This is a genomic window from Mesorhizobium sp. WSM4817 (genome assembly GCF_055811135.1).
In genome coordinates, this window is record NZ_JBVVQQ010000001.1 from 120,246 (window position 1) to 146,450 (window position 26,205).

General features: G+C 64.9%; 25 protein-coding genes. 15 read left to right on the forward strand and 10 right to left on the reverse strand.

All coding sequences use genetic code 11. From position 1 onward, the window contains the following. Nucleotides 1-15 precede the first annotated feature (15 nt). The 4 genes from AC0L2K_RS00545 (at nucleotide 16) to AC0L2K_RS00560 (ending at nucleotide 3,776) form a co-directional block, all read left to right on the forward strand. Nucleotides 16-1,290, forward strand: a complete 1,275-nt coding sequence (locus tag AC0L2K_RS00545; RefSeq protein WP_287225019.1) for a glycosyltransferase — start codon at nucleotides 16-18, stop codon at nucleotides 1,288-1,290. A gap of 238 nt (nucleotides 1,291-1,528) precedes the next feature. Then, complete coding sequence (locus AC0L2K_RS00550; RefSeq protein WP_128173664.1) at nucleotides 1,529-1,879, forward strand: cupin domain-containing protein; 351 nt, start codon at nucleotides 1,529-1,531, stop codon at nucleotides 1,877-1,879. 24 nt (nucleotides 1,880-1,903) lie between these two features. Further along, complete coding sequence (locus tag AC0L2K_RS00555) at nucleotides 1,904-2,248, forward strand: cupin domain-containing protein (RefSeq protein WP_128173665.1); 345 nt, start codon at nucleotides 1,904-1,906, stop codon at nucleotides 2,246-2,248. A gap of 19 nt (nucleotides 2,249-2,267) precedes the next feature. Next, nucleotides 2,268-3,776, forward strand: coding sequence for an aldehyde dehydrogenase family protein (locus tag AC0L2K_RS00560; protein ID WP_473530336.1), 1,509 nt, complete (start codon nucleotides 2,268-2,270; stop codon nucleotides 3,774-3,776). A gap of 38 nt (nucleotides 3,777-3,814) precedes the next feature. On the opposite strand, the gene AC0L2K_RS00565 is transcribed toward AC0L2K_RS00560, so the two are convergent. Genes AC0L2K_RS00565 through AC0L2K_RS00580 form a run of 4 tightly spaced genes read right to left on the reverse strand, consistent with a single transcriptional unit; the run spans nucleotide 3,815 to nucleotide 8,332 of the window. Then, complete coding sequence (locus tag AC0L2K_RS00565) at nucleotides 3,815-4,762, reverse strand: ABC transporter permease (protein ID WP_128168660.1); 948 nt, start codon at nucleotides 4,760-4,762, stop codon at nucleotides 3,815-3,817. A gap of 4 nt (nucleotides 4,763-4,766) precedes the next feature. Next, complete coding sequence (locus AC0L2K_RS00570; protein WP_473530337.1) at nucleotides 4,767-5,747, reverse strand: ABC transporter permease; 981 nt, start codon at nucleotides 5,745-5,747, stop codon at nucleotides 4,767-4,769. A 1-nt stretch (nucleotide 5,748) separates the two neighbouring features. Then, nucleotides 5,749-7,269, reverse strand: a complete 1,521-nt coding sequence (locus AC0L2K_RS00575) for an ATP-binding cassette domain-containing protein (RefSeq protein WP_473530338.1) — start codon at nucleotides 7,267-7,269, stop codon at nucleotides 5,749-5,751. 49 nt (nucleotides 7,270-7,318) lie between these two features. Then, nucleotides 7,319-8,332 (reverse strand): substrate-binding domain-containing protein, encoded by a 1,014-nt coding sequence (locus AC0L2K_RS00580; protein WP_091592281.1) that lies wholly within the window; start codon nucleotides 8,330-8,332, stop codon nucleotides 7,319-7,321. 200 nt (nucleotides 8,333-8,532) lie between these two features. On the opposite strand from AC0L2K_RS00580, the gene AC0L2K_RS00585 reads away from it, so the two are divergent. From AC0L2K_RS00585 to AC0L2K_RS00610, 6 genes are all read left to right on the forward strand, one after another. After that, on the forward strand, nucleotides 8,533-10,935 hold the full coding sequence (locus tag AC0L2K_RS00585) for a glucan 1,4-alpha-glucosidase (RefSeq protein WP_473530339.1): 2,403 nt from the start codon (nucleotides 8,533-8,535) through the stop codon (nucleotides 10,933-10,935). A gap of 113 nt (nucleotides 10,936-11,048) precedes the next feature. Then, complete coding sequence (gnd, locus tag AC0L2K_RS00590; RefSeq protein ID WP_473530340.1) at nucleotides 11,049-12,065, forward strand: phosphogluconate dehydrogenase (NAD(+)-dependent, decarboxylating); 1,017 nt, start codon at nucleotides 11,049-11,051, stop codon at nucleotides 12,063-12,065. A 16-nt stretch (nucleotides 12,066-12,081) separates the two neighbouring features. Then, nucleotides 12,082-13,458, forward strand: a complete 1,377-nt coding sequence (gene zwf / locus AC0L2K_RS00595; protein ID WP_473530341.1) for a glucose-6-phosphate dehydrogenase — start codon at nucleotides 12,082-12,084, stop codon at nucleotides 13,456-13,458. Between the two features lie 16 nt (nucleotides 13,459-13,474). Beyond that, nucleotides 13,475-14,179 carry an ROK family protein gene (locus AC0L2K_RS00600; protein ID WP_128168665.1) on the forward strand — a complete coding sequence of 235 codons (705 nt, stop codon included), beginning with the start codon at nucleotides 13,475-13,477 and terminating at the stop codon, nucleotides 14,177-14,179. Between the two features lie 147 nt (nucleotides 14,180-14,326). Continuing rightward, nucleotides 14,327-14,788, forward strand: a complete 462-nt coding sequence (locus AC0L2K_RS00605) for a Ros/MucR family transcriptional regulator (RefSeq protein ID WP_023800548.1) — start codon at nucleotides 14,327-14,329, stop codon at nucleotides 14,786-14,788. A 300-nt stretch (nucleotides 14,789-15,088) separates the two neighbouring features. Beyond that, entirely contained in the window at nucleotides 15,089-16,330 is a 1,242-nt protein-coding gene (locus AC0L2K_RS00610; RefSeq protein ID WP_091592269.1) for an MFS transporter, read from the forward strand. A gap of 36 nt (nucleotides 16,331-16,366) precedes the next feature. On the opposite strand, the gene AC0L2K_RS00615 is transcribed toward AC0L2K_RS00610, so the two are convergent. The 6 genes from AC0L2K_RS00615 to hemC form a co-directional block, all read right to left on the reverse strand. Continuing rightward, entirely contained in the window at nucleotides 16,367-17,083 is a 717-nt protein-coding gene (locus AC0L2K_RS00615) for a glutamine amidotransferase (protein ID WP_023800550.1), read from the reverse strand. A 13-nt stretch (nucleotides 17,084-17,096) separates the two neighbouring features. After that, nucleotides 17,097-17,576, reverse strand: coding sequence for a tellurite resistance TerB family protein (locus AC0L2K_RS00620; protein WP_023800551.1), 480 nt, complete (start codon nucleotides 17,574-17,576; stop codon nucleotides 17,097-17,099). Nucleotides 17,577-17,640: 64 nt separating this feature from the next. Continuing rightward, nucleotides 17,641-19,242 (reverse strand): heme biosynthesis protein HemY, encoded by a 1,602-nt coding sequence (locus tag AC0L2K_RS00625; protein WP_128168666.1) that lies wholly within the window; start codon nucleotides 19,240-19,242, stop codon nucleotides 17,641-17,643. A 10-nt stretch (nucleotides 19,243-19,252) separates the two neighbouring features. Beyond that, complete coding sequence (locus tag AC0L2K_RS00630) at nucleotides 19,253-20,746, reverse strand: COG4223 family protein (RefSeq protein ID WP_287260884.1); 1,494 nt, start codon at nucleotides 20,744-20,746, stop codon at nucleotides 19,253-19,255. Nucleotides 20,747-20,837: 91 nt separating this feature from the next. Continuing rightward, the gene (locus tag AC0L2K_RS00635) at nucleotides 20,838-21,554 is read right to left on the reverse strand and encodes a uroporphyrinogen-III synthase (protein WP_023800554.1); all 717 of its coding nucleotides are present in this window, start codon (nucleotides 21,552-21,554) and stop codon (nucleotides 20,838-20,840) included. Nucleotide 21,555: 1 nt separating this feature from the next. After that, nucleotides 21,556-22,482, reverse strand: a complete 927-nt coding sequence (hemC, locus tag AC0L2K_RS00640; protein WP_023800555.1) for a hydroxymethylbilane synthase — start codon at nucleotides 22,480-22,482, stop codon at nucleotides 21,556-21,558. Nucleotides 22,483-22,585: 103 nt separating this feature from the next. On the opposite strand from hemC, the gene tsaD reads away from it, so the two are divergent. The 5 genes from tsaD (at nucleotide 22,586) to AC0L2K_RS00665 (ending at nucleotide 26,202) form a co-directional block, all read left to right on the forward strand. Further along, the gene (gene tsaD / locus AC0L2K_RS00645; protein WP_198032846.1) at nucleotides 22,586-23,671 is read left to right on the forward strand and encodes a tRNA (adenosine(37)-N6)-threonylcarbamoyltransferase complex transferase subunit TsaD; all 1,086 of its coding nucleotides are present in this window, start codon (nucleotides 22,586-22,588) and stop codon (nucleotides 23,669-23,671) included. Then, a complete protein-coding gene (locus AC0L2K_RS00650) occupies nucleotides 23,668-24,678 on the forward strand; it encodes an NAD(P)H-dependent glycerol-3-phosphate dehydrogenase (protein WP_287260887.1) in 1,011 nt (336 codons plus the stop codon). The genes tsaD and AC0L2K_RS00650 overlap by 4 nt, the downstream gene beginning before the upstream one ends. 25 nt (nucleotides 24,679-24,703) lie before the next feature. Next, entirely contained in the window at nucleotides 24,704-25,000 is a 297-nt protein-coding gene (locus tag AC0L2K_RS00655) for a YciI-like protein (protein WP_027154810.1), read from the forward strand. A 123-nt stretch (nucleotides 25,001-25,123) separates the two neighbouring features. Continuing rightward, nucleotides 25,124-25,549 (forward strand): EVE domain-containing protein, encoded by a 426-nt coding sequence (locus tag AC0L2K_RS00660; RefSeq protein WP_023800559.1) that lies wholly within the window; start codon nucleotides 25,124-25,126, stop codon nucleotides 25,547-25,549. 53 nt (nucleotides 25,550-25,602) lie between these two features. Continuing rightward, nucleotides 25,603-26,202 carry a class I SAM-dependent methyltransferase gene (locus AC0L2K_RS00665; protein ID WP_245277728.1) on the forward strand — a complete coding sequence of 200 codons (600 nt, stop codon included), beginning with the start codon at nucleotides 25,603-25,605 and terminating at the stop codon, nucleotides 26,200-26,202. Nucleotides 26,203-26,205 lie beyond the last annotated feature (3 nt).

Genomic DNA, 26,205 nt, shown 5'->3' on the forward strand with positions numbered 1-26,205 from the left:
TGAAGGAGAACTTTCATGGCGCAGAAGACCATCGCGTTTTTTCCGGAAGCGGCCTACGGCCCGGCGCTCAACTCCGTCGGTATCGCCCAGGCGGTCGAGGCGCGCGGCCACAGAGCGGTGTTCCTGTCGGACCCCGGCTTCGTCGACGTCTACAAGGGCTACGGCTTCGAGGCCCATCCGGTGAACCTGTCCGAGCCGATGCCGCCCGAGCAGATGGCCAAGTTCTGGGAAGACTTCATCAACGGCCACATCCCGAATTTTCGCAAATCGCCCTACGACCAGGTCGACAATTACGTGAAGGACTGCTGGACGGCGATCGTCGACAGCGCCAAATGGGCTGAGAAGGACCTGCCCGGCGTGCTTGCGACGATCAAGCCCGACGTCATCTGCGTCGACAACGTCATCCTGTTCCCGGCGATCAAGCAGTATGGCAAGCCATGGGTGCGCGTCATCTCCTGCTCGGAAAACGAGATAGAGGACGAGGACATCCCGCCGCATCTGTCCGGCTGCGGCGAGAACGACCACGCCTGCCATCAGCGCTACCGCGACCATTTCAACGCGGTAATCAAGCCGATCCATGACGACTTCAATACGTTTTTGAAAGCCAACAACGAAGCGCCGTATCCGATCGGCCAGTTCTTCGAGGCCTCGCCTTACCTCAACCTGCTGCTTTATCCCGAGGCGGCAAAGTTCAAGCGCCGCCATCCGCTCGACCCGGCAAAATTCCAGTATCTGGAAGGCTGCGTGCGGCAGGAGAAGCCCTACACCGTGCCGACCTTTGCTGAGAATAATGACGGGCCGCTGCTCTACGTCTCGTTCGGCAGCCTTGGCGCCGGCGATGTCGATCTCCTGAAGCGCATCATCGCGTCGCTGGCCGAGACTCGCTACCGAGCGCTGGTCAATGTCGGCGGCTACAAGGACCAATACGCGCAAGTGCCCGGCAATGTCATCGTCGAGAGCTGGTTTCCGCAGCCCTCGGTGATCCCGCAGGTCGACGCGGTTATCCACCATGGCGGCAACAACTCGTTCACCGAGTGTCTCTACTTCGGCAAGCCGGCGATCATCATGCCCTATGTCTGGGATGGCCACGACAACGCGACGCGGGTCGAGGAAACCGGCCACGGCTTCGGCATGCCGCGCTACGACTGGAGCGACGCCGAGCTAATCGCCAAGATCGAAACCTGCCTGACCGACCCGGCAATCAAGATCAAGCTGGCGAAGACGTCGGCCCAGATGCAATCGCAGAACGGCCCGGAGAAGGCGGCCGGGCTGCTGGAGGAGCTGCTGTGACCGGGCGGATGGGTATGGCGTTCCTTCGCGCCCCCCTCTGTCCTACCGGACATCTCCCCCACTTGGGGGGAGATTGGCCGTCATCACTGATTTCGCCAATCACAAATGTCGCAAGAAGAGTGCCGCCGCCAGAGCTGCCAATCTCCCCCCTCGTGGGGGAGATGTCCGGCAGGACAGAGGGGGGCGCCGTAGAGCGAGACGATCGCGAAGTCATGCATCGCGCCGGCGGAGCACCCACATGACCTCCTCTGTGCCACATCTCCACCAAGCCTCGACCCGCACCGACCTCGTCGACTGGGGCGCACAGTCCAATGCGCTGGAAGGTGCTTCGCACTCCACCGGCAGGCTCGTCCACAAGGGGCCGAACAACCAGCCGGAATCCGGCATCTGGGTCTGCACGCCCGGCCGCTGGCGGCTGGCGATCCCGCGCGACGAACTGTGCCATTTCGTTGCCGGCCGCGCGACCTACCGATCGGACAACGGCGAGGTGATAGAAGTCTCCGCTGCCACGGTGGTCATGTTCCCGGCCGGCTGGACCGGCGAATGCACCGTCCACGAGACCATCCGCAACATTTACATGCTGGCCTGAAGCCAGCCACTGGAGCTTCACGACATGCCGACACCGATCATGAAATCGCCGCTTGCCCTCACCGACCTCGTCGACTGGGGCGTCATCCCCACGATGATCGAGGGCGACTCCCATACCTCCGGCAAATTGCTGCACAAGGGGCCGGAAGGCCGCTCCGAATGCGGGCTGTGGGTCTGCACGCCAGGCAAATGGCACTGCCACGTCACCCGCGACGAATTCTGCCATTTCCTAGAGGGCCGCTGCACCTATGTCCACGAATCTGGCGAGGTGATCGAGATCGAACCCGACACCGCGGCGTTCTTTCCGCAGGACTGGAAGGGCGTCTGCACCGTCCACGAGACCATCAAGAAGGTCTACATGATCCGCTGAGCGACTTGAAAGGATGACCATGGACTTCTCACCTGACCGGCCGGCCTTCTTCGTCAATCCGGATTATCGGCCGATGACCGGCGCGGCAAAACCGGTGATCGATCCGGCGACGCTGGAAACCGTCGGCGTCATCGCGGCTGCAACCGACGGCGAGATCGACGCCGTGCTCACCGCTGCGGCCAGGGCGCAAGCTGCCTGGAAAAAGCTCGACGCCAAGAGCCGCGCCGGGCATCTGCATGCAGTCGCCAACGCCATCGAGGCGGCCGACTTCACGCGCTGCGCCGAGCTTATGGTGCGCGAGATGGGCAAGCCCTATCCGGAAGCAATCGGCGAGATCGCCAATTGCGCGCCGATCTTCCGCTACTACGCCGAGATGGCGCGTGACGATGCCGGCAAGATCGCCGGCACGACGCAGGCCGGATCGTTCCAGTATGCGCGCTACGAGCCCTACGGCACGTCGGTGCACATCATGCCCTACAATTTCCCGATCCTGTTGATGTGCTGGACCGTCGCCGCCTCGCTCGCCGCCGGCAATGCCTGCGTCATCAAGCCGGCCGAAGCGACGACACTGTCGACGCTGGAGTACATGACAGTGTTCCGCTCCCTGCCTGAGGACCTAGTTTCCTGCCTGCCCGGCGCGGCGGCCACGGCGCAGGCTTTGATCGCCTCCGACCGCACCCATGCGGTCGCCTTCACCGGTTCGGTCGCAGCCGGCAAGGCTGTCGCCGTCGCCTGCGCCGAGCGCATGAAGCCTTGCGTCATCGAGGCCGGCGGCAGCGACCCGCTGATCATCAGCCGGCACGCCCCGCTCGACCTCGCGGCCGCCGGCAGCGTCACCGCCGCGTTCCATCTCACCGGCCAGGTCTGCACCTCGGCCGAACGCTTTTTCGTCGTCGATGCCGTTCACGACCGCTTTGTCGAGCTGTTTGCGCAGAAGACACGGGCGCTGCGCATCGGCAACGGTCTCGACAAGACCGAGATCGGACCGCTGGTCAGCGAGGCGGCGCGGGCGAAAGTCATGCGGCTGGTCGACGATGCCGTGCGCAGCGGTGCCAGGGCGATCACCGGCGGGCGTATCCCGCCGGCGCACAATGTCGGCTGGTTCTACGAGCCGACGATCCTGACCGGCGTCACCCCCGACATGGCGATCGTGCGTGAAGAATGTTTCGGACCAGTCGCCGCGATCTGCCGGGTCAAGGATTTCGACGAGGCGATAGAGCTTGCCAACGACAGCCCGTTCGGGCTCGGCGCCTCGGTGTTCACCACCGATCTCGCCGAGGCGCATGAGGCTGCGGAGCGGCTTGAGGCCGGCATGGTCTGGGTCAACAATCCGCTGATCGACAATGACGCGCTACCGTTCGGTGGCTGGAAGGCGTCCGGCCTTGGCCGCGAACTGGGACGCCAGGGGCTCGATGCCTTCCGCCGTTCGAAGATGGTGATCATCGACCACAAACCGGCGATCCAGGGCTGGTGGTATCCCTATCCCGACAGCTGGTTCCGCGAATCCGGCGGCCGCAAGCACGTATGAGATGACACAGGGTCAGCGCCGCCAAGCGCCGCCGCTTGCTAGCGCAGCGCTTTCTGCCCGCCAGCGGCAGTGATGACGCCGACGATGATCAGCCCGGTCAGCAACAGACGGACGCCGGCGCTGACGCCGAACGTGTTGAGCATGGTCAAAAGCAGCACCAGGAACAGGGCCGCGCCCCATACACCCGGCACATTGGCCTTGCCGCCGGCTACCGACGTGCCGCCGATGACGACGACGGCGATCGAGGCCAGCAGGTACTCATTGCCGATATCGACATTGGCGCCGCGGAAATAGCCGGCGAGCAGCGCCCCGTCGAGGCCGCCGAGCGCGCCCGACAGCGTGTAGGTAAGAAAGCGGATGCGGCCGACATTGACGCCGGCCAGCCACGCCGCGCGGATGTTCTGGCCGATCGCCAGCACCGAACGGCCATAGATCATGCGCTGCAGCGCGATCGCAGCGCCGATGGAGAACAGCACGGTGAGGATCGCCAGCACCGGAATGCCAAGAATCTGCCAGTTGGTGAAACTGGCAAAGCCCGGCGGCGGCTTGATCTGCAAGCCGCGGCCATAGCTGATGTCGATCGACTGGATGATGAAGCTCGCCGACAGTGTGGCGATGATCGGTGGAATGCGCAGCGCCCAGATCAACAGATAATTGGCGGCGCCGATCGCCATGCCGCAGGCCAGCGCCGCCAGCAGCCCGACCGCGATCATTGAATCATTGCCGTCCATCACCTTCATGGCGACGGCGCTGGCGAGGCCGATATTGGCGGGCAGCGACAGGTCGACATTGCCGGGACCGAGCGTGATCACGAACATCTGGCCGACACCGACGATGACGGTGAAGACGGCGAGCGAAAGTGCCGCCGTGATCATGCCGCCGCCGCCATATCCGCCGGTGAAGGTGATCGTCGCCAGCCACACCAGCAGCGCACCGATGAAGGACCATATCCAGGGTTTTGCGAGCAGCAATCGCATCGATGCCATCCCCTCACCTCTCCCTGCGGCTGATCAGCACCCGGGCCGCCAGCACGATGATGAGGATGGCGCCGTTGGCGGCCACCTGCCAATCGGGCGGGATGTGCATGAAGGTCAGCAGCGGCGAGGCGGCGAGCGCCAGCGTCAGCGCGCCGATTACCGCGCCGATCGGCGATACCCGGCCGCCGACAAATTCGCCGCCGCCGAGGATGACGCCGGCAATCGAAAGCAGCGTGTAGCCATTGCCAATATTGGCATCGGCCGAGGTGGTGATGCCGATCAGGGCCATGCCGGACAAAACGCCGAACAGACCGGTCAACGCGAACAGCACGATCTTGGTCTTGAGCAGCGACCAGCCGGCACGGCTGAGGGCCGCGGCATTGCCGCCCGATCCGCGTAGGATGACGCCATACGAGGTGCGCATCAACCCGAAATGAACGACCGCCGCGATCAGCAGCGCCGCAATGATCGGGAACGGAACGAAGGGCGGTTTGAAGGCCATAAGCGACAGCAGCCAGTCCGGTGCTTTGCCGCCGGGCTTCGGCAGGATGAGGATGGCGAGGCCCTGCCAGACAAAACTCATGCCGAGCGTCGCCACGATTGAAGGCAGGTTGCGCAGATGGATCAGCGCGCCGAGCAGCGCATAGACGCCGATCGACCCGAGGAGGATCAAGACACCGACCAGCGGCGCCTCCTTCAGCCATGTCGCCGTGACGCAGCCGACGAAACCGACGAAGGTGCCGATCGACAGGTCCAGCTCGTTGCCGGCAATGACGAACATCTGCGCGATCGTCGCCAATGCGATCGGGATTGCCAGGTTGAGCATCAGGCTGAAGCCGAAATAGCTGATGGCGCGCGGGTTGAGCCAGGCGATCGCCAGCAGCACCAGCACCAGCGACATCGCAGGCAGCAGCCCGCGCAGCAGGCGCGCCCGCGCCAGCGCGCTTCGCTCGGAAGAACTCTTGGGACCGCTCTCGACGGGTGCTGCCGTCATCTCAAGCCGCATCGCCGAACGAGGACTGGATGATCTTTTCCTCGGTCAGCTCGTCGCGACCAAGCTTGGCGACGATCCGGCCGTTCTTGAAGACATAGACGTGGTGGCAATTGTCGAGCTCTTCGGTTTCCGTGGTGTACCAGAGGAAGGTACGGCCGCGGCCAGCCTCTTCGCGCACAAGGTCGTAGACCTCGAGCTTGGTGCCGATGTCGACGCCGCGCATCGGGTCGTCCATCAGCACGATCTTGGCGTCGGAACCGAGCGCCCGGGCAAACAGGGCCTTCTGCTGGTTGCCGCCGGACAGCGAGAAGATGTTGTTGTTCATGTCGGGGGTGCGGATGCCGATTTTCTTTTGCCAGAAGTCGGCGAGCTCGGCTTCGCGCCGCGGCGAGATCAGCAGGCCGTTGCGCAATCGCGCCAGCGAGCGGATGCCGATGTTTTGCGCAATCGACCATTGCGGAAAGATCCCGTCAGACTGGCGGTCGCCGGCCACCAGCGCCACCGGCGCGGTGACCTCGATGCCGGTTTTGGTGCGCGCCGCGGCTGCGAAAATCGCCAGCAGCAGATCGGTTTGGCCATGACCGGCAAGCCCGGCAAGGCCGATGATCTCGCCGGCATGCGCCACAAGTTCGTTGCCGTCCTGTTGCCGCGCTGGGCGGGCCCGGACCCGCAACGGGCCGGTCTCCGGCTTTTGGGTCGCGATTTCGGCCGCGATCTTCTCACGCGCTGCCGCTCCGCCCATGGTCGTCACCAGCCTGCCGCGACCGAAAGCCTTAGCCGCATCCGACGCGACGACCTTGCCGTCGCGCATCACCACGATGCGGTCGGCATTCCCGAGCACCTCGCCCAGAACATGCGAGATCAGAATGCAGCTCTTGCCCCCGGCGACAAAGCGCCGGACGAAACCCAGCAACTGGCCGGCCGTGTGCGCGTCGAGCGAGGATGTCGGCTCGTCGAGGATGACCAATTCGAGCGGATCCTGCGTCACCGTGAAGGCGCGCGCCACCTCGACCATCTGCCGCCTGCCGATGGAAAGGTCGCTGGCGATATCGGCGGCGGAGATGCTGTGGCCCGGAAATATCTCGTCGAGCTTGGCGGCGATCAGATCGGCCGCCTTGCGCCGCCAGCCGAGGCCGCGCAGCGCCGGGTGGTTGATTCGGGTGTTCTCGGCAACGCTGAGGTTCGGGCACAGCGACAGTTCCTGGAATACGCAGCGTATGCCGAGTTGTTGGGCGCGCGGCACCGAATAATTGTCCTCGATGCCGCCACGCACCGCGATCCGACCGCTGTCGGGCACGAGCGTGCCCGCCACCATATGCATGAGCGTCGACTTGCCCGCGCCATTGTGGCCGACGAGACCGACGCATTCGCCGGCGCCGACGTGGAAATCCACCCCGGCGAGCGCCCGGACGGCGCCGAAATGTTTTTCGGCTCCGTCCAGCCTGATGATGTCGACAGTGGCGGCGCCGAAATGTTTTTCGGCTCCGTCCAGTCTGATGATGTCTACACCGGCCTCGGGCATCCCTAGTGAAATCCGGAAGACGACGCGCGCGGCATTGGATGTGCCACGCTCACTTGATGTTGGCTTTGATCGCCGCGATGGCGTCTTCCTGCGTGTATTCGTGGCTGGCGACGCCGCCCTTGGGGATGTTCGGCAGCTCGGCCTCGAAATTGTCCTGGGTGAAGGCGAGGTATGGCACCAACAGGTCATGCGGCACATCGGTGCGGCCGTCGAGCACCTGCTGCGCCACCCAGAAGGCCAGCGACGACACGCCCGGCGCAATCGACGCCGACCAGGTCTGGTAGCCATCCTTGTCCTTCTGTTCCTTCCACCACTGCAATTCGTCCTGGCGGTTGCCCATGATGATGGTCGGGCGCGGTTTGCCGGCGGCGGCGAAGGCTTGTGCCGCGCCATAGCCGTCGCCGCCCTGATCGACGACGCCGACGATTTCCGGCAGCGACGGCAGGATCGTCGCGACCGCCTTCTGCGCTGTGGTCTGGTCCCAGTCGCCGGTCACCGAACCGACGATCTTGAACTCGGGATGGGCGGCGACGCCCTCCAGAATCCCGGCGTGGATGGCGTCGTCGATCGACGTGCCGGCAAGGCCGCGGATTTCCAGCAGATTGCCGCCCTCGGGATGGAACTTGGCCATCTGCTCGACTTCCTGCCTGCCCATGTCCTTGAAGTCGACGACGACGCGGTAGGCGCAGGGCTCGGTGACGATGCCGTCGAAGGAGACGACGACGATGCCGGCATCGCAGGCCTGCTTGACGGCGCCGTTGAGCGCGTCCGGCGAGGCGGCGTTGATGACGATGGCGTCATAGCCTTGCAGGATCAGGTTCTGAACCTGGGCAGCCTGGGTCGGCACTTCCTTGTCGGCCGTCGTGAAGATGTCCGCGGCGGCGACCACCCCGTCGGCGACCGCCTTCTTGGTGACGATGGCATAGCTGTCGAGCATCGCCTGCCGCCACGAATTGCCGGCATAATTGTTGGAAAAGGCGATCTTCTTGTCGCTGGTGTCGGCAAACGCGGCGCCTGATGCGAGCATCGCCGCAAGGGCACTCAAGACGAGTATCTTCTTCATCTGTTATCCTCCCATGGATTGCTGGTCGTTGTTGGCTGCTGGCGGCTGTTATGACGACCCTCGTTTCAATATTGTCAGACAAATTTAGATGGGCGCACTTGTCAACAGCGATCGATGACGGTTTGACGATCAACTTGCGGTGCAATGATTGAAAAGGCTTCGGCTCCTGGTCTAGGGATGGGGCAGGAGACCAAATCAAGATGGCAGCGACGCCGACTGATGCGCTGGGCCCACCCGGAATTCCGGCGCGCTGGACGTCGAGCACCAAGAGCGGCGTCGGAACCGCGCTTTCGCCGGCCTGCCCTGTCTGGTTCACGATCAGCCACGGCATCCTCAACGAGGTCTATTATCCCCGCCTCGACAGCGCCTGCACCCGAGACATGGGACTGGTCGTCACCGGCCCCGGCTTCTATTTCTCGGAAGAAAAGCGCGATGCCGTGCACAGCCTCGAGCCGTTCGAGGATGGGGTGCCCGCCTACAGGCTGGTCAACACCGCCGCCACCTACCGGATCGAAAAGCGCATCGTTACGGATCCGGAACATCCTGTTTTGCTGCAGGAAATCAGCTTCACGCCGCTGAGCGGCACATACGCCAACCACCGCGTCTACGCGCTGCTGGCGCCGCATCTGGTCAACGCCGGCATGGCCAACACCGCCTGGGTCGGCGACCACGAGGGAAGGCCTGTCCTGTTTGCATCGGGACGTGGCGTTTGCCTGGCGCTCGCCTCGTCGCTGCCTTGGGGAGCATGCTCGGCCGGCTATGTCGGTGTCTCCGACGGCTGGCAGCAACTCCGTCGTGACGGCCGACTCGACCCGGCTTGCCGCAGGGCCGAGGACGGCAATGTCGCGCTGACCGGCGAGATCGGCTTTTCGGCTGCGAACCCGACGGCGTTGCTGGCGCTGGGTTTCGGAACGACGCCGCAAGAGGCGGCGGAAAATGCCTCGGCCAGCCTGAAGCGAGGCTTTGCGCCCGCGGCCAAATCCTTTATCGAAAAATGGCGCAAATGGCAGGCTGGCTTGCTGCCGCTGGACCGGCGTGGTGCGGGGATCAACACGTATCGTGTCAGCACGGCAGTTCTGGCAACGCATCGCTCATCCACCGGAGCGGCCGTCGCCAGCCTGTCGATCCCGTGGGGCTTCAGCAAGGGCGACGACGATATCGGCGGCTATCATCTGGTCTGGCCGCGCGACCTGGTCGAAACCGCGGGCGGTTTCCTCGCCGCCGGCGATCCGGCGCAAGCGCTTGAGATCCTCGCCTATCTCCGCTCGATCCAGCAGCCGGATGGGCATTGGCCGCAGAACGCCTGGCTCGACGGATCAGCCTATTGGCCGGGCATCCAGATGGACGAATGCGCGTTTCCGCTGCTGCTCGCAGACGCGCTGCGCCGGGCTGGGCATCTGGCAGACGCCGCGTTGCGCTCCTTCATGCCGATGGTCGAGCGCGCCGCTTCCTACGTCGTGCGCAACGGTCCGGTCACCGGCGAAGACCGCTGGGAAGAGGATGCCGGCTACAGCCCGTTCACGCTGGCCGTCGAGATCGCAGCCCTGCTGGCCGCGGCCGACCTGTTCGAAACTTGCGGCAAAGCAGAGCCGGCAAATTATCTGCGGGAAACCGCCGATGTCTGGAACGACCAGATCGAGCGCTGGACCTATGTCACCGGCACTCCACTCGGCGAAGAGGTCGGCGTCGAGGGCTATTACGTCCGCATCGCGCCGCCCGACACCGCCGGCGCGGCGTCGCCGAAGGACGGCTATGTGCCGATCAAGAACCGGCCGCCGGGCGATAGCGACCGGCCGGCCGAGGCGATCGTCAGCCCGGATGCGCTGGCGCTCGTCCGCTTCGGCCTCAGGGCCGCCGACGATCCGCGCATCGTCGACACGGTCAGGGTCATCGATGCGCGGCTGCGCTGCGACCTGCCGCAGGGGCCCGTCTGGTATCGCTATACCAGCGACGGCTATGGCGAGCACGCCGACGGCGCGCCCTTCGACGGGTCCGGCCAGGGCCGGCCCGGGCCGCTGCTGGTCGGCGAGCGCGCCCATTACGAACTGGCGGCGGGCCGCAAGGACAAGGCAGCGAGCCTGTTAAGGACCCTGGAGGATTCTGCCGGGTCTGGCGGGCTGCTGCCGGAGCAGGTCTGGGATGGTCCCGACATGGCCGAACACGAACTGCGGCACGGCGGACCGTCGGGCAGCGCCATGCCGCTGGTCTGGGCGCATTCGGAGCATATCAAGCTGCTGCGCTCGCTCAATGACGGCGCCGTCTTCGACATGCCGCCGCAAGGCGTGAAACGCTACATCGAGGACAGGACCGTGGCGCCGCGCCGGACATGGCGCTTCAATCACAAGCTCCGCGCCATGCCCGCCGGCAAGCTGCTGCGCGTCGAACTGCTGGCCCGGGCGGTGGTCCATTGGAGCAACGACGATTGGGCAACCATCCATGACGCCGCTACGATCGAGAACGCCTTCGGCATCCATCTCACGGACCTGCCCGTTGCCGATGTCCCGCCGGGCAATATGATCGTCTTTACTTTTTTCTGGCCCGATGCCGGCCGTTGGGAGAATGTCGACTTTTCCGTCGGTATCGACAAGCCGACTAGAGCATGATCCCGAACCGAAGGTCCGCGTTAGCGAAAAGTGGAAACCGGTTTTCGGAAAAGATCATGCTCCAACAATAGAGCCAGTAGATCTTCTATCCCTCAAGAAGCAGGACGAAAAACATGCAGATCGGAATGATGGGACTGGGCAGGATGGGCGCCAACATGGTGCGGCGCCTGCTGCGCGATGGCCACGAATGCGTGGTCTACGACATCAACCCGGCCAGCGTTGAAGCCCTTGTGACGGCTGGCGCGATCGGAGCCGCTTCGATGGAGGAGTTCGTCGGCAAGCTGACCAAGCCGCGCAGCGCCTGGCTGATGCTGCCGGCGGCGATCACCAGCCGGATCGTCGACCAGGTGGCCGACCTGATGGAGCCGGGCGACATCATCGTCGACGGCGGCAATTCATATTATCACGAGGCTGTCGACCACGCCGCGCGCCTGGCATTGAAAGGCCTGAACTATGTCGATGTCGGTACCAGTGGCGGCGTCTGGGGCCTCGAGCGCGGCTATTGTCTGATGATCGGCGGCCCCGACAGCGCGGTCCAGCATCTCGATCCGGTCTTCGCCACCCTGGCGCCGGGCGCCGATGCCGGGATGCCCGCCGCCGGCAAGGATGCCGAAACCGCCCCGTTCGGCTATCTCCACTGCGGGCCGAGTGGCGCCGGTCATTTCGTCAAGATGGTCCACAACGGCATCGAGTACGGCGTCATGGCCGCCTATGCCGAAGGCATGAACATCCTGAAGTCGGCGAATGCCGGCAAGCGACAGCGGACCGCCGACGCTGAAACCAGTCCATTGGAAAACCCGCAATATTACCAGTTCGACTTCGATATCGCCGAGGTTGCCGAGGTCTGGCGGCATGGCAGCGTCATCGGCTCCTGGCTGCTCGACCTCACGGCGGGCGTATTGAAGGCCGATTCGGGACTGACGCAGTTCGGCGGACGGGTTTCGGATTCCGGAGAAGGCCGCTGGACGCTGAAGGCGGCGATCGACACCGGCGTGCCGGCGCCGGTTCTGTCCTCGGCCCTGTTCGACCGGTTCGCCTCGCAAGGCGAATCCGAATTCGCCGACAAGCTGCTATCCGCCATGCGCTATGCCTTTGGCGGCCATGTCGAAAAGCCGAAGATCGGCTCGTGACGGGGAAGACACGCTCATGAACCAGGAACGGTCCGACACGCTGGTGCTTTTCGGGGCGACCGGCGACCTCGCCCACAAAAAAATCTTCCCGGCACTTTACGCCATGGTCGCCAAGGGAACGCTCACCGAACCGGTGATCGGCGTCGCTTTCGACGCCTGGGACCTGAAGCAGTTGCAAGCGCGGGCCCACGACGGCATCGTCAAGGCCATCGGCAAGGTCGACGAGAAGATATTCGCGAAACTTGCCTCGCTGCTTCGCTTTGTCAGCGGCGACTACCGCAGCGCCGCGACATTCGAGAAGCTGAAAAGCGCGCTCGGGACCGCGCAGCACCCGCTGCACTATCTGGCGGTGCCGCCGACCATGTTCGAGACGGTCATCCAGGGCCTGGAACAGTCGGGCGCAGCCCAGGGCGCGCGCCTGATGGTGGAAAAGCCGTTCGGTCACGATCTGCAATCGGCGCGCTGGCTGAACCGGGTCCTTCACCTGGTGTTCGACGAGCAGTCGATCTTTCGCATCGACCATTATCTCGGCAAGGAGGCGATCCAGAACCTGCTCTATTTCCGCTTCGCCAATTCCTTTCTCGAGCCGATCTGGAACCGCAATTTCGTCGAGAGCGTGCAGATCACCATGGCCGAGGATTTCGGCGTCGAAGGCCGCGGCCGCTTCTACGACGAGGTCGGCTGCATCCGCGACGTCATCGAGAACCATCTGCTCAACATCCTGCTGCTGCTGGCCATGGAGCCGCCCGTTGGCCGCTCGGCCGACGATCTGATCGACGAGAAGGTGCAGGTGCTGCGGGCGATCCGGACGCTGACCAGTGACGATGTCGTGCGCGGCCAGTTCAAAGGCTATCTCAGCGAGCCGGGCGTCGCGCCGAATTCGCCGGTCGAGACCTTCGCGGCGGTGCGTTTCTTCGTCGACACCTGGCGCTGGCGCGACGTGCCCTTCTTCATCCGCGCCGGCAAATGCATGCCGGTGCACGCCACCGAGGTCATCGTGCGGCTGAATCGGCCGCCACTCGACGTCTTCGACCCGATCAAACCCGGAGATGCGAATCACGTCCGTTTCCGCATCGACCCGCAGGTGGCGATCTCGATCGGCGCCCAGCGCAAGGCCGCTGGTGACGACATGATCGGCGAGCAGGTCGAACTCACCGCGCTCGACGACAGCAAGGGCGACATGCCGCCCTATGAGCGGCTGATCGGCGACGCCATGAACGGCAATGGCCAGTTGTTCACCCGCCAGGACGCCAGCGAGCTTGCCTGGCGGATCGTCGGCCCGGTGCTCGGCGATACCACGCCGCCACACCTCTATGAGCCGGGAGCATGGGGTCCGGCCGATGCGATGGCCGGGTTCGGACCGCCGAACGGCTGGATCAACCCGGCGAAATGAACTCGGAGGCGACGCAATGGCCAAGGCGGCGAAAAAGCAAGCACCGGACAGCGAAAAGATCGTGCTTGCGATCGATATCGGCGGCTCCCATGTCAAGATCCTCACCAGCGCCGGCGGCGAGGAGCGCAGAGCCGATTCCGGACCCGGCCTGACGCCGCAGCAGATGATCGCCGTCGTGCAGACGCTCGCCGATGGCTTGCCCTACGATGTCGTCTCGATCGGTTATCCCGGCCCAGTGCACCACAACAGGCCACTGGCCGACCCCGCCAATCTCGGCAAGGGTTGGGTCGGATTTGACTTCGCAACGCAGTTCGGCAAGCCGGTGAAGCTGGTCAACGACGCGCTGATGCAGGCCGTCGGCAGCTATGAAGGCGGGCGCATGCTGTTCCTGGGTCTCGGAACCGGACTCGGTGCTGCGATGATCCTCGACAACGTCGCCCAGCCGATGGAACTCGCGCATCTTCCCTACAAGAAGGGCAGCAGCTTCGAGGACTATGTTGGCGAAAGCGGCCTTGAAAAGCGCGGCAAGAAGAAATGGCGCAAACACGTTTTCGACGTCGTCGAGCGGCTGCGCGCCGCCCTTCAGCCTGACTATGTGATCATCGGCGGCGGCAATGTCGACAAACTCGACGAATTGCCTGCCGGTTGCAGGCGTGGCGACAACACACGCGCCTTCGAAGGGGGATTTCGACTGTGGCGCGACAAATCCCTGATTGTCTGATATTATAGCGGTTCGAGGCCAAACCTGTTGATCTGGCCCGGCCGTTAGTATTGTTATTCAAAATAATGTGTAGCGTGGTGCGGCGTCATTGCGTTATGCAGATTTGCCGACTAGGAATTCTGCGACCCCACTAACGGAGAAAATAGATTGACCGACGACAGCAACAAAGCCCGCAAGGACATCGACCTTCTCGAGCTGACCGCTCACATCGTGTCCGCTTACGTCGAGAAGAACCGCTTGCCCGCTTCCGGCCTCGGCGATCTCATCGCCAGCGTCAGCGCGTCGATAGGTGGGCTCGGCCAGCCCGCCGTTCCGGTCGCAGCACCGCTGATCCCGGCGGTCAATCCCAAGAAATCGGTGACGCCGGATTACATCATCTGCCTCGAAGACGGCAAGAAGTTCAAATCCCTGAAACGCCATATCGGCGTTCATTTCGGACTGACGCCGGATGCCTACCGAGCCAAATGGGGCTTGCCGGCTGACTATCCGATGGTCGCCCCGACCTATGCGGCCTCGCGCTCGCAGTTGGCCAAGGCGATCGGCCTTGGCCGCAAGGCCGCCCCGCCGGCGCCGGTCAAGAAGACCAGGAAGCCCAAGGCCACGGTCTGACGCGCTCGAAGTCGCCTTTGACGCTCGAGATTGGCGAAAGCCGTCGCGACGTCCAATCTCCCCCCTTGGGGGGAGATGTCCGGCAGGACAAGAGGGGGCGCGGGGAGAACTCGACCTGCGCGCCTAATAACCCTTCCACCTCCGCCGAGCTGTGCAATTAGCATGGTAGCCGGAAATCCTTGATCCAGAGCCGATTTTTGCGCGCGCCTCGCACCGAACTGCGCTAAAAGCGCGGTGGTCGGACCAGCGCCCTCGTGGAAGTGCCCCGCCGGCCGACTTCCTTGCCACGGGGCCTGATTCATGACACCCGAACCTCACGCACCGCCCGACCGGCGCTATGCCGCCTTCCGGCACAAACCCTTCCTGAGCTATTGGGCGGCACGCTTCCTCGCCACATTCGCCACCCAGATCGTATCCGTCGCCGTCGGCTGGCAGGTCTACGACCTGACCCGCGATCCGTTCGATCTCGGCCTTGTCGGCATTGTCCAGTTCCTGCCTTCGCTGCTGCTGGTGCTGATCACCGGGGTGGTCGCTGACCGTTTCGGCCGCCGCCTGATCATGGCACTGATGGTGCTGCTGGAGGCGATCTGCGCGCTGGCCCTGCTGCTGCTGACGCTGCGCGGTCTTAGCGGACCGGGATTGATCTTCGGCGTGCTCGCCATGTTCGGCATCGCGCGCGCCTTCTTCGGACCGGCAGCGGCGTCGCTGTTCGCCAACCTCGTGCCGCCGGAGGATTTCGGCAACGCGATCGCCTGGAATTCGTCCGCCTGGCAGACGGCGACCATCGTCGGACCGGTCGCCGGCGGCCTGCTCTACGGGCTCTCGGCGCAAGCGGCATACGGCACCGCTGCCGTTCTGATGTTTGTCGCCGCGGTGCTGGTCTTCACCATCCCAAAGCCTGCCCAGCGCAGCGAGACCGACAGGCCGACGATGCAGACCCTGTTTGCCGGCTTCGGCTATATCTGGAGCGAGAAGATCGTGCTCGGCGCCATTTCGCTCGATTTGTTCGCCGTGCTTTTGTCCGGCGCCACGGCGCTGCTGCCGGTCTATGCGCGCGACATCCTCGAACTCGGCCCTTGGGGCCTGGGACTGTTGCGTTCGGCGCCGGGCATCGGCGCCATCTGCGTTGCCATCTGGCTGGCCGGACATCCGATCCGCAACCATGCCGGCGTGGTCATGCTCGGCTTCGTCGCGCTGTTCGGCGCCTTCACGGTGCTGTTCGGCCTTTCCACCATCACCTGGCTGTCGATCGCAGCGCTCGCCTTGCTCGGCGCCGCCGACATGTTCAGCGTCTACATCAGAGAGACGCTGATCCAGCTGTGGACGCCGGACAAGGTTCGCGGCCGCGTCAACGCCGTCAATCAGGTTTTCGTCGGCGCCTCCAACGAACTCGGCGAATTCCGCGCCGGCACCATGGCGGCATTGATCGGCACCGTGCCCGCGGTGGTGATCGGCGGCGTCGGCGCAGTCGTTGTCGCCGGGCTGTGGGCGGTGCTGTTCCCGCAGTTGCGCAAGGTGCGCCACCTCAACGGGCGAAACTGATCCTAGGGCACTCTGATCCGGGCAAACTAGATCAGATCAGGACAGCGCCGGCTTGCCGAAGATCGTCTGCAGGAATTCGCCGAGCCAGCGCTTGAGATGCATGTCCCAGATCAGCCGGCCGCCGAGATGATCGCGACCGGGCTGCGCGCCGGGCAACTCGAAGCGATGCGCGCCGCGAACGACCCAGCGCTGCATCATCGCCCTTGTCAATTCGCCATGGAACTGGATGCCCCAGGCATTGTCGCCATAGCGAAAGGCCTGGTTGGGATAGGTTTCGGCCGTCGCCAGCAGCGTCGCGTCCTTCGGCAGCGAAAAGCCCTCGCGGTGAAACTGATAGACCATCTCAGGCCAGCGCATCAGCTTCTTGCCGTCCTCGGTCGCTGTCAGCGGATACCAGCCGATCTCGACCAGCCCCTCGCCATGACCCTCGACCTTGCCGCCAAGATGGTTGACCAGCATCTGCGCGCCGAGGCAGATGCCGAGCAACGGCCGGTTCTCCCGGAGCGGCACTTTTAGCCAGTCGGTCTCACGGCGGACGAAATCGTCCTCGTCATTGGCGCTCATCGGTCCGCCGAACACCACGGTTCCGGCATGACCGTCCAGTGTTTCCGGCAAGGCGTCGCCGAGCGGCGGGCAGCGGAGATCAAGGTCGAAGCCTTCTTCGATAAGCATGTGGCCGACGCGCCCGGGGCTCGAACTCTCCTGATGCAGCACGATCAGGATTTTTGGTCTCGGCCTCGGCGTGGGTGGCATGGGGAAATCCCGTCTATTCGTCGCTCGATGTTCCAGCCGCGCCCGGCACTTCGGCGGCCGCCTTGCGGCGTGCCTCGACGCGGTCGTGGCGTTCGACATCCATCAGCTCGGCGACGCGCCAGACGATATTGTCCTCGAGCTCGTGCAATTCGCCATCGGCATAGACGATTTCCCACATCAGGCCGATGAAGGCTTTTCGCGCGTCCGGATCGAGCTGACGCTTCAAAACGCTGGTGAAGGCGTAGAGGTCGATCGCCTCATTGTCGGCCCGCTCGCCGGCAGCGGCAAGCGCGTCGAGCTCGTCGCCGCTGATCGAATAGCTTTCCGCCAGCACCGCCTTGAACCGCTCCCATTCGGCATCCTGACGCACGCCGTCGGCACTCATCACATGGTAGAGAAGGGCGGATGCAGCAACGCGCGGATCATCGGCGTTGTTGCGGGCGCGGCCGTCTGCCGGCAGGTCCTTCAGAAACGACAGAACGCGTTCTAACATGTGATTCCTGCTTCCCATCCGCCAAAACTTTCAAGCTCAGCCAAACTTTTCAAGCTCAGCCAAATCAAAACAATCGAAACTTGCGTGGTGATTTTTGCTCTTCGTCATCCGGATCGACGCCGGGATCGTCGGGCAACCGGGCCATTTCCTCCGCCGGTTCGGCAGCGTCGCCATCCGGCGGCACTGCGGCAGACGCCGTGGCGGTGACCGGCGCAACATCGTCTTCGTCAGTTTCCGATGCCGCCACGGCGGTCGGTCTTTCGGCCGAACCAGCGGGGTTCAGCTCGATCACATTTTCCTTTTCCGGCTTCGTTGGCGCTGCAATTGTCGGCACCGCGGCGTCCGGCGCATCCTCGTCACTGTCGATGAGTTGGCCGAGCCGCTCCATCGGCGCACGCCACTCGAAGGCGTCGAGCTTGCCGGTGATCGGCGACACCGGCGCCCAGCGTTCGGAAACGACGCCGTCGGCGACCCAGGCCGGATCGCGCGGTGCACGCACTGCCTTGGACAAAAGCTGCCGCACCTTGCCCTGATCGCCGGTCTCTGCCTCCTCGATGTCGGCCAGAAGCAGATAGGCGCCTTCGCGGCGATCCATGCGGATAGCCGCCTCGGCCTCTTTGCGGGCGGTTGAAAAGTCCTGCGCGTCGAGCGCGGCGCGCGCCACCGCCAGCGACGATTCGGCGTGGTTCTTCTTCATCTCCTGCAGCTTCTTCGCCCGGTTCAGCCGGTCGAGCACGGCATCGCCTGGCCGGGCGTGGGTGTAAAGCTCGGCGATCTCTGGATGCGGCTCGGCTTTCCACGCCGTTTCGAGGATCTTCGCGCCCTTGCGCACATCATTCTGTCTGAACAGCAGTTTGGCTGCGATCCCCGCCGCCGGCGCGAAATCCGGCCGCAGCCGGTTGGCCTCCAGAGCAGCGGTTTTGGCGGCATTGGGATCGCTGTCGATCAGCGCCTGCGCCTTGGCGGTGAGCAGCACGGCGCGACGCCGGTTGGCGGCATCGCGCTCGATCTGCCGCGTCGATTTCTGCGCCTCGACCAGTTTCAGCGCGCCGTCCCAGTCGCCGCGCCCGGTCAGGTCTTCCAGCGTCGATTCGGCGGCCCAGGCTAACTGCGGCGCCATCGCCGCGGCGCGGCCGGCGTAGTGCCGCGCCGCGTTGCGGTCGCCGAGGCGTTCGGCCTCGAGATAAAGCCCGCGCAGGCCGAGCAGCCGCATTTCGGGATCGTCGAGCATGGTCTCGAACTTTTCGCGGGCACCCTCATGGTCGCCTTCGAGCAGCGAGGCTTGCGCCTCCAGCAATTGGATCAGCGGCTCCTGGTCGGAGCGGATCAGCTTTGCCGCTTCCTTGGTCTTCTTGCGGGCGAGCGCCCCGTCACCGGCGCCGGCGGCAATCATACCGGTCGACAGCGCCTGATAGCCACGATCGCGACGGCGCACGCGGAAATAGCGCGAGATGGTGTAGGGGCTGTTCCACAGCGCCTTGAGCAGCCACCAGACGATCATCACCGCGGCAACCACGGCAACGACCGCCACCGCTGCCACCATCAGGCTGACCTGGTATTGATAGCCGCTGAAGGTGACGACCATCTCGCCTGGCCGGTCGGCCAGCCAGGCGAAGCCCAGCCCGAGCGCGAAAACCACGGCGAGGAAAAGCAGAATGCGAATCATCGGGTTTCCCTCACGCCTTCATCGCACTGGCGATCAGCGCGTCGACCTGCTTCTCGACCTCGATTCGCGCCTTCAGTTTGCCGGCAAAATCGGCGCCGGCCGCCTTCACCGCCTCGGGCAGCATATCGTATTCGCTGAGCGCCTTGGCGTAATCGCCCTGATCGACCGCCACCTCCATGCGAGCGACGATTTCCGGAGCGCCAGCGCCTTCGACTGCACCGATCGGCCTGACCTTGACCAGCGATTGCGCGCTCGACAGCAGGTTTTGCAGGAAGCCGGCATTCGGGTCGACGGGCTCGGAGGCAGCGACCATGGCATTGGCGGCGGCAGGCATTTCGGTTGCGATCTCCGCCCGGGTCGGAACGCCCGTTTCGGCGTAGGGACGCAAGGCTGCGATCTCTGGAGCATCCGGCGAAATCGCCGCAAAGGTTTCGAGTTCGGCGGCGAATGGCGCACCACGGTCGAGTGCTGCCTTCAGCGCCGATGCGGCGATGGCGAGCGCAACCTTGGGCTGCCCGGCCTGTGCCTCGACCTTGCCGGAAAGCTGAGACACCGACTGTTCCAGCGCTGCAAGCCGGCCGTCCTGTGCCTTCGCCGTCTCGCCGGCGGATTTCACCGCCGCGTCGAGCCCGGCCAGCTTTTCGTTGAGCGGTCCGAGATCGACCGGCGCCGTGTTGCCGGTCTGGCCAAGCGCCGCAACCGCCGTCTCGATCTGCCTGACCTTGTCGCCGAGGGCTGCAAGCCCGGCTGTGTCGCCTGCTCCGCCCTGCTCGATCGCCGATTTCAGCGCCGCGACATCCGTTTTGACCTGATCCAGCGCTGACGACAGCCCGTCCACCTTGGCCGAGGCGTCATTGTTGCCGGCTGTATCCTTGAGCCCGGCAATCTCGCTCTTCAGCGCAGCGATTTCGCTGTTGACGCCATCGAGCGACACGCCGCTCGAGGATAAATCGCCAACCCCTGGCGCGCCGAGCAGGCCGGCAAACTGCAGCCCTCCGGCGGCAGCCAGCGCGATGACGCCGCCGATAATGCCGGCAGCAATGCCGTTGATGCCGCCACGCTTCGGCTGCGCTGCCATGTCTTCAGTCCCTGCCTGGGTTTCCTTCGGCGCGTCTGCGGCGCCCGCCTTGGCCGAAGCGTCCTTGGCCGATGCGTCGTCGAAACTGTAGTCGAAGGCCCGCTTCGCCGATGCCTCCGAGCCGGCCGGATAAGTCGGTTTGGGCCCTTCAGGAGTTTTGGCACCGCCCTCGGCCGGCTGTTCCGAGCCGTCCGGCGGGGCCGCTTCGGCATGTTCCCACGGCTCGATGTCGGTCTGGTCGGCATGGACGGGTTCTTCAGGCGCTTCCGGCTGCGACGCGCTTGCCGCCTCCTCCGCCTTCGCCTCGTCGGTCCGCCCGTTGGCGGCATCCTCGTCGGCAACGCGCGAGACAGCGCCGGGATCGAGCTCGATGGTCACCGGCTCGCGACGGCTTTTCGAATGCCGCATCTTCGGCGTCTTGACCATGCTTGGGCTCCGCAAATTTCGCTTCGGGATGGTTCAGGAAGGGTCTAGCACATCACCAAGCGGTGAAAAGGGGCGGCGTGATGACACGGGGTCAAGGCGACGTCCGCAAAAGCTCCAGCAGCGCCTCCTCGCTGGGCTCCGGCGCAACGCGGAGCTGTTCTGAGGCAACCGTCTCCAAGGCTGCGGCGATACGTCCGGACAGCGCAAAAAAACATGTCTTTTTAAAAAGCTCACGCAGCGCCGGCCGCCCAGCCAGTGCCTGCAGCGCTGTGGCGGCCTTGGCCGAAAAGAGCAGCACCGCCTCGACCGGCAGGCCGGACAAGCGCGCAAGAACGGCCTCATCGGAATAATCCAGCGCGACAGTGTCATAGGTCTCAACGGCGCGAACCTGAACGCCTGCCGACTGCAGCCGCTGCTCGAAACCCGAATAACGCACCCGCCCGCACAAATAGACGATGGTTTGTCCGGCGCAATCGCCGGCAAGCGCATCCGCCAGCGCCTCGGCATCGCCCGGCCCTTCGCTGACCGACAGAAACCCGGCCGCACGGGCGGCCTGCGCTGTCCGTCTGCCGACGGCATGGCAAGGCAAACCGGCGAGCGCCGCGCTGATTTCTTTCGGCGCATGGCGCACGGCATTGGCGCTGGTGACGGCAACGGCCGCGGTATTGGCTGCGACCCTGTCCGGATCAACCGGCAGCGCCACCGTTTCGGTCAGCGGCAGCAGGATCGGCTTAAAACCCAGGTCCTCAAGCCGCTGTGCCGTGCGCGAGGCGCCCGGCTCCGGCCTCGTCACCAGGACGCGACGCATATCAGGCCCAGCCGTCGAAGAATTTTTCGCCGGCCTTGGCCCGCACGGTCCTGGCGGCATCGTCGCCGATGCGCGCGGCATCCTGCGCCGGGCCTTCCGCCTTGACCTCATGCGATTGCGCGCCGTCCGGCGAGATGATCAGCCCGCCGAAGAACACCGTTTCGGCCGATATCGTCGCATGGCCGGCAATCGGCGTGCGGCAGGAACCGTCGAGCGCCGCCAGGAAAGCGCGTTCGCAGGCCAGCGCCTGCCCGGTCGGCACGTCGTGGACTGCCGTCAGCATTCTTTCCACATCGAGGTCGCCGATGCGGCTTTCGATGCAGATCGCGCCTTGCCCCGGCGCCGGCGGAAAGCTGTCGAGCGGCATCAGGTCGGTGACGACATCTTCGAGCCCGAGCCGCTTCAGCCCGGCATAGGCAAGGATGGTGCCGTCGGCGACGCCCTCGTCGAGCTTGCGCAGCCGCGTCTGCACATTGCCGCGGAACATCACCACGTCGAGATCCGGCCGCATCCGCCGGATCAGCGCCTGACGCCGGAGCGACGACGAACCGACCTTCGCGCCGTGCGGCAATCCGGCGATCGTTTTGGCCGCCTTGCCGACGAAGGCGTCGCGGGCATCCTCGCGCGGCAGGAAGGCAGACAGTTCCAGCCCGTCGGGCAACACCGTCGGCATGTCCTTCGACGAATGCACGGCGATGTCGATGCGGCGCGCCAGCAGCGCCTCCTCGATTTCCTTGGTGAACAGCCCCTTGCCGCCGGCTTCCGACAGCGGCCGGTCCTGGATGCGATCGCCGCTGGTCGAGATGACGACCACCTCGAATGCCTCAACCGGCATGCCGTGAGCGGCCATCAGCCGCGCCTGCGTTTCATGCGCCTGCGCCAGCGCCAGCGGGCTGCCGCGTGTTCCGATTTTCAAGGTTGTTTGCATGGCGCGCTGTCCGTGATAACCCCCGGCAGATCGAGGCCGTTTCCGGGCTTTCTCCTAACGGGGAAAGGCTGGTTGCACAATCTCCAGGGATGGCAACGAATTGATCCGCGTTCTGGGCATTGAGACGAGTTGCGACGAGACCGCCGCCAGCGTGGTAGCGCTGGACGGCGGCGGCGCGCCGAAAATCCTGGCTGATATCGTGCTCAGCCAGATCGAAGAGCATGCCGCCTTCGGCGGCGTCGTCCCGGAAATCGCCGCGCGCGCCCATGTCGAGGCGCTGGACGGCATCATCGAGGCCGCGCTTGCCGATTCAGGCGTCGATCTCGCCGATATCGACGCGATCGCTGCGACCGCCGGCCCCGGCCTCGTCGGCGGTCTGATCGTCGGGCTGATGACGGCCAAGGCGATCGCAGCCGCGGCGAACAAGCCGCTGATCGCCATCAACCACCTCGAAGGCCATGCGCTGACCGCGCGGCTGACCGACGGGCTCGACTTTCCCTATCTGTTGCTGCTGGTGTCCGGCGGCCACACGCAGATCGTCGCGGTGCGCGGCGTTGGTGACTACCAGCGCTGGGCGACGACCATCGACGATGCGCTCGGCGAAGCTTTTGACAAGACGGCCAAGATGCTCGGCCTGCCCTATCCAGGCGGGCCGAATGTCGAGAAGGCGGCGGCGACCGGCGACGCCGCGCGCTTCGCCTTCCCGCGGCCGATGAAGGGCTCGGCGCAGCCCGATTTTTCCTTTTCCGGGCTGAAGACCGCCGTGCGCCAAGCAGCGACGGCCATTGCCCCTTTGAGCGACCAGGACGTCGCCGACATCTGCGCCTCCTTCCAGGCGGCGGTTGCGGATGCGCTGGATGACCGTGTTTCGAGGACGCTGAACCGTTTCCGCCAGGAGTTTCCGAGCGAGCTGAAGCCTGCGCTCGTCGTTGCAGGCGGTGTCGCCGCCAACCGGACGATCAAGACGACACTCGAAGCCCTGTGCGAGAAGGCCGGTTTTGCTTTCGTCGCGCCGCCGCTCAAGCTCTGCACCGACAATGCGGCGATGATCGCCTGGGCCGGCATCGAGCGGCTGCGCGCCGGCATATCGGGTGAAAACACCGCTGATTTCGTGCCGCGTTCGCGCTGGCCGCTGGACAGCATCTCCGCTCCGATGGTCGGCTCGGGCCGGCGCGGAGCCAAGGCATGAGCGGCAGCGGGCACGAGGTACCAAGCGGCTGGCGCATTGCCGTGCTCGGCGGCGGTGCCTGGGGCACGGCGCTGGCGCTGGCCATGCTGCGCGCCAGCCATTTCGTCCGCCTTTATGCGCGCGACCCGGAGACCGTCGCCGCGATCGACCGTGGCGAAAATCCGCGCTATCTGCCGGGCATCGCGCTCCAGGCCGGCATCGTGGCAACGAGCGACATCGAGGCTGCGCTCGACGGCGCCGACTGCGTTCTGGCGGTGGCGCCGGCGCAGTCGCTGCGCGCCATGCTGGCCACCGCGAAAGCCCATATGCCGAAGGACGTCCCGCTGGTCCTCTGCGCCAAGGGCATCGAGCGCGACACCGGCGCATTGCTGTCGGCGGTCGCTGGAGAGACCCTGCCTGAAAATCCGGTCGCCGCCCTGTCCGGGCCGAGCTTCGCCACTGACGTCGCCAGGGGGCTGCCGACGGCCGTGGTGGTCGCCGCCGGCAATGAGGGTCTGGCGGCCGACCTGGCCGCACGCTTTTCGGCGCAGAATCTGCGCTGCTATTCGAGCGACGACCTCATCGGCGTCGAGATCGGCGGCGCGCTGAAGAACGTCTTCGCCATTGCCGCCGGTGCGGTCACCGGCGCCGAGCTCGGCGCCAGCGCCCAGGCCGCCATGGTGACGCGCGGCTTTGTCGAATTGCGCCGCATCGGCGCCGCCTTCGGCGCCAGGCCGGAAACGCTGATGGGACTTTCCGGTCTCGGCGACCTGTTGCTCACCTGCTCGTCCGCCCAGTCGCGCAATTTCGCCTACGGGCTGGCGCTGGGGCAAGGCAAGCCGCTTGCCGGGCTGCCCCTGGCCGAAGGGGTGCCGACGGCGGCGATCGCCGCCCGCATCGCCACCGAGCGCAACATCGACGCGCCGATCATCACCGCCGTCGCCGCCATACTGGACGGCACGATCACCATCCGCCAGGCTGTGTCGGCGCTGATGACAAGGCCGCTGAAGACCGAAACCGACGTGTAATGTTGAACAATCCGGAGATGGAAAGATGCTGTTTGCGCTGATTTGCAAGGACAAGCCTGGAAGCCTGCAGGTGCGGCTCGATACGCGGCCCGAGCATGTTGCCTTTTTGGAGGGACTGAACGGCGAGAACAAGCTGGCCTTCGCCGGTCCGTTCCTCGACGCCGACGGCAAGCCGAACGGCAGCCTCGTCGTGGTTGAGGCGCCCGATCTGGAGGCGGCAGAAGCGCTATCGGCGGCAGACCCCTTTGCCAGGGCAGGGCTGTTCGAAAGCGTCGAAATCCGGCAATGGAATTGGACCTTCAACAAGCCAGTGAGTGCATGACTCCGAAAATCGGAATCGATTTTCGGAGAGGATCATGCGCAAAATCAAAGTGCTACAGCGTCCTTTGCGCGTCTGAAAGACGCGCGGCGCTGCAGCTGATCTCCAGCCGCGGAGGAGCAAAAAATGAACTACTGGCTGTTCAAATCCGAACCCTCGGTCTTCTCCTTCGAGGACCTCAAGGCGAAGAGCAAGGCCGGCACGCAATGGGACGGCGTGCGCAACTATGCGGCGCGCAACAACATGAAGGCGATGCAGATCGGCGATCTCGGCTTCTTCTACCATTCCAACGACGGGCTCGACGTGGTCGGCATCGTCGAGGTCTGCGCGCTGGCCCATCAGGACACCACTACTGACGATCCGCGCTGGGAATGTGTCGATATCCGCGCCGTCAAGGATGTGCCGAAGCCGGTGACGCTGGAGCAGGTCAAGGCCAACCCCAAGCTTGCCGAGATGGCGCTGGTCCGGCTCGGACGACTTTCCGTGCAGCCGGTGACGCCGGCCGAATGGAAAGAGGTCTGCCGCATGGGCGACCTGACGCCGGCGCCGTGACGGCGCTGACGCCAAACAGCGCGAGAAACTTCATCCTCGACAACACGGCGCTGATGGCACCGCCGCATGTGCCGGAGATGCTGCTGCATCTGGCCGACGAGGCGCATGATCTGTGGCAGCGGACAGAGGACGAACTGGCCGAAATCGGTCTGCCGCCGCCTTTCTGGGCCTTCGCCTGGGCCGGCGGCCAGGGCCTTGCCCGCTACATCCTCGACAATCCGTCTGATGTGCAGGGCAAGCGCGTGCTCGACTTTGCCTCCGGTTCCGGCCTTGTCGCCATTGCGGCAGTGAAGGCCGGCGCGGCAGAGGTGATCGCCGCCGACATCGACCCGTTCTGTGCGACCGCGATCCGCCTCAACGCCGAGGCCAATGGCGTCGGGATAATGTTTCTTGGCACCGACTGCATCGGAACCGATGCGGGCTGGGATGTGGTCCTGGCCGGTGACGTCTTCTACGACAAATCCTTCGCCGACCGGCTGAAGCCATGGTTCGCGACGCTCAAGGCGCGTGGCGCCGACATCCTCGTTGGCGATCCCGGCCGCTCCTATCTGCCGAAAGCTGGACTGGAGCCGCTCGCCGTCTACGACGTGGCGGTAACCCGGGCGCTGGAAGACGCGCTGGTCAAACGCACCACCGTCTGGCGGTTTTCTTGACGG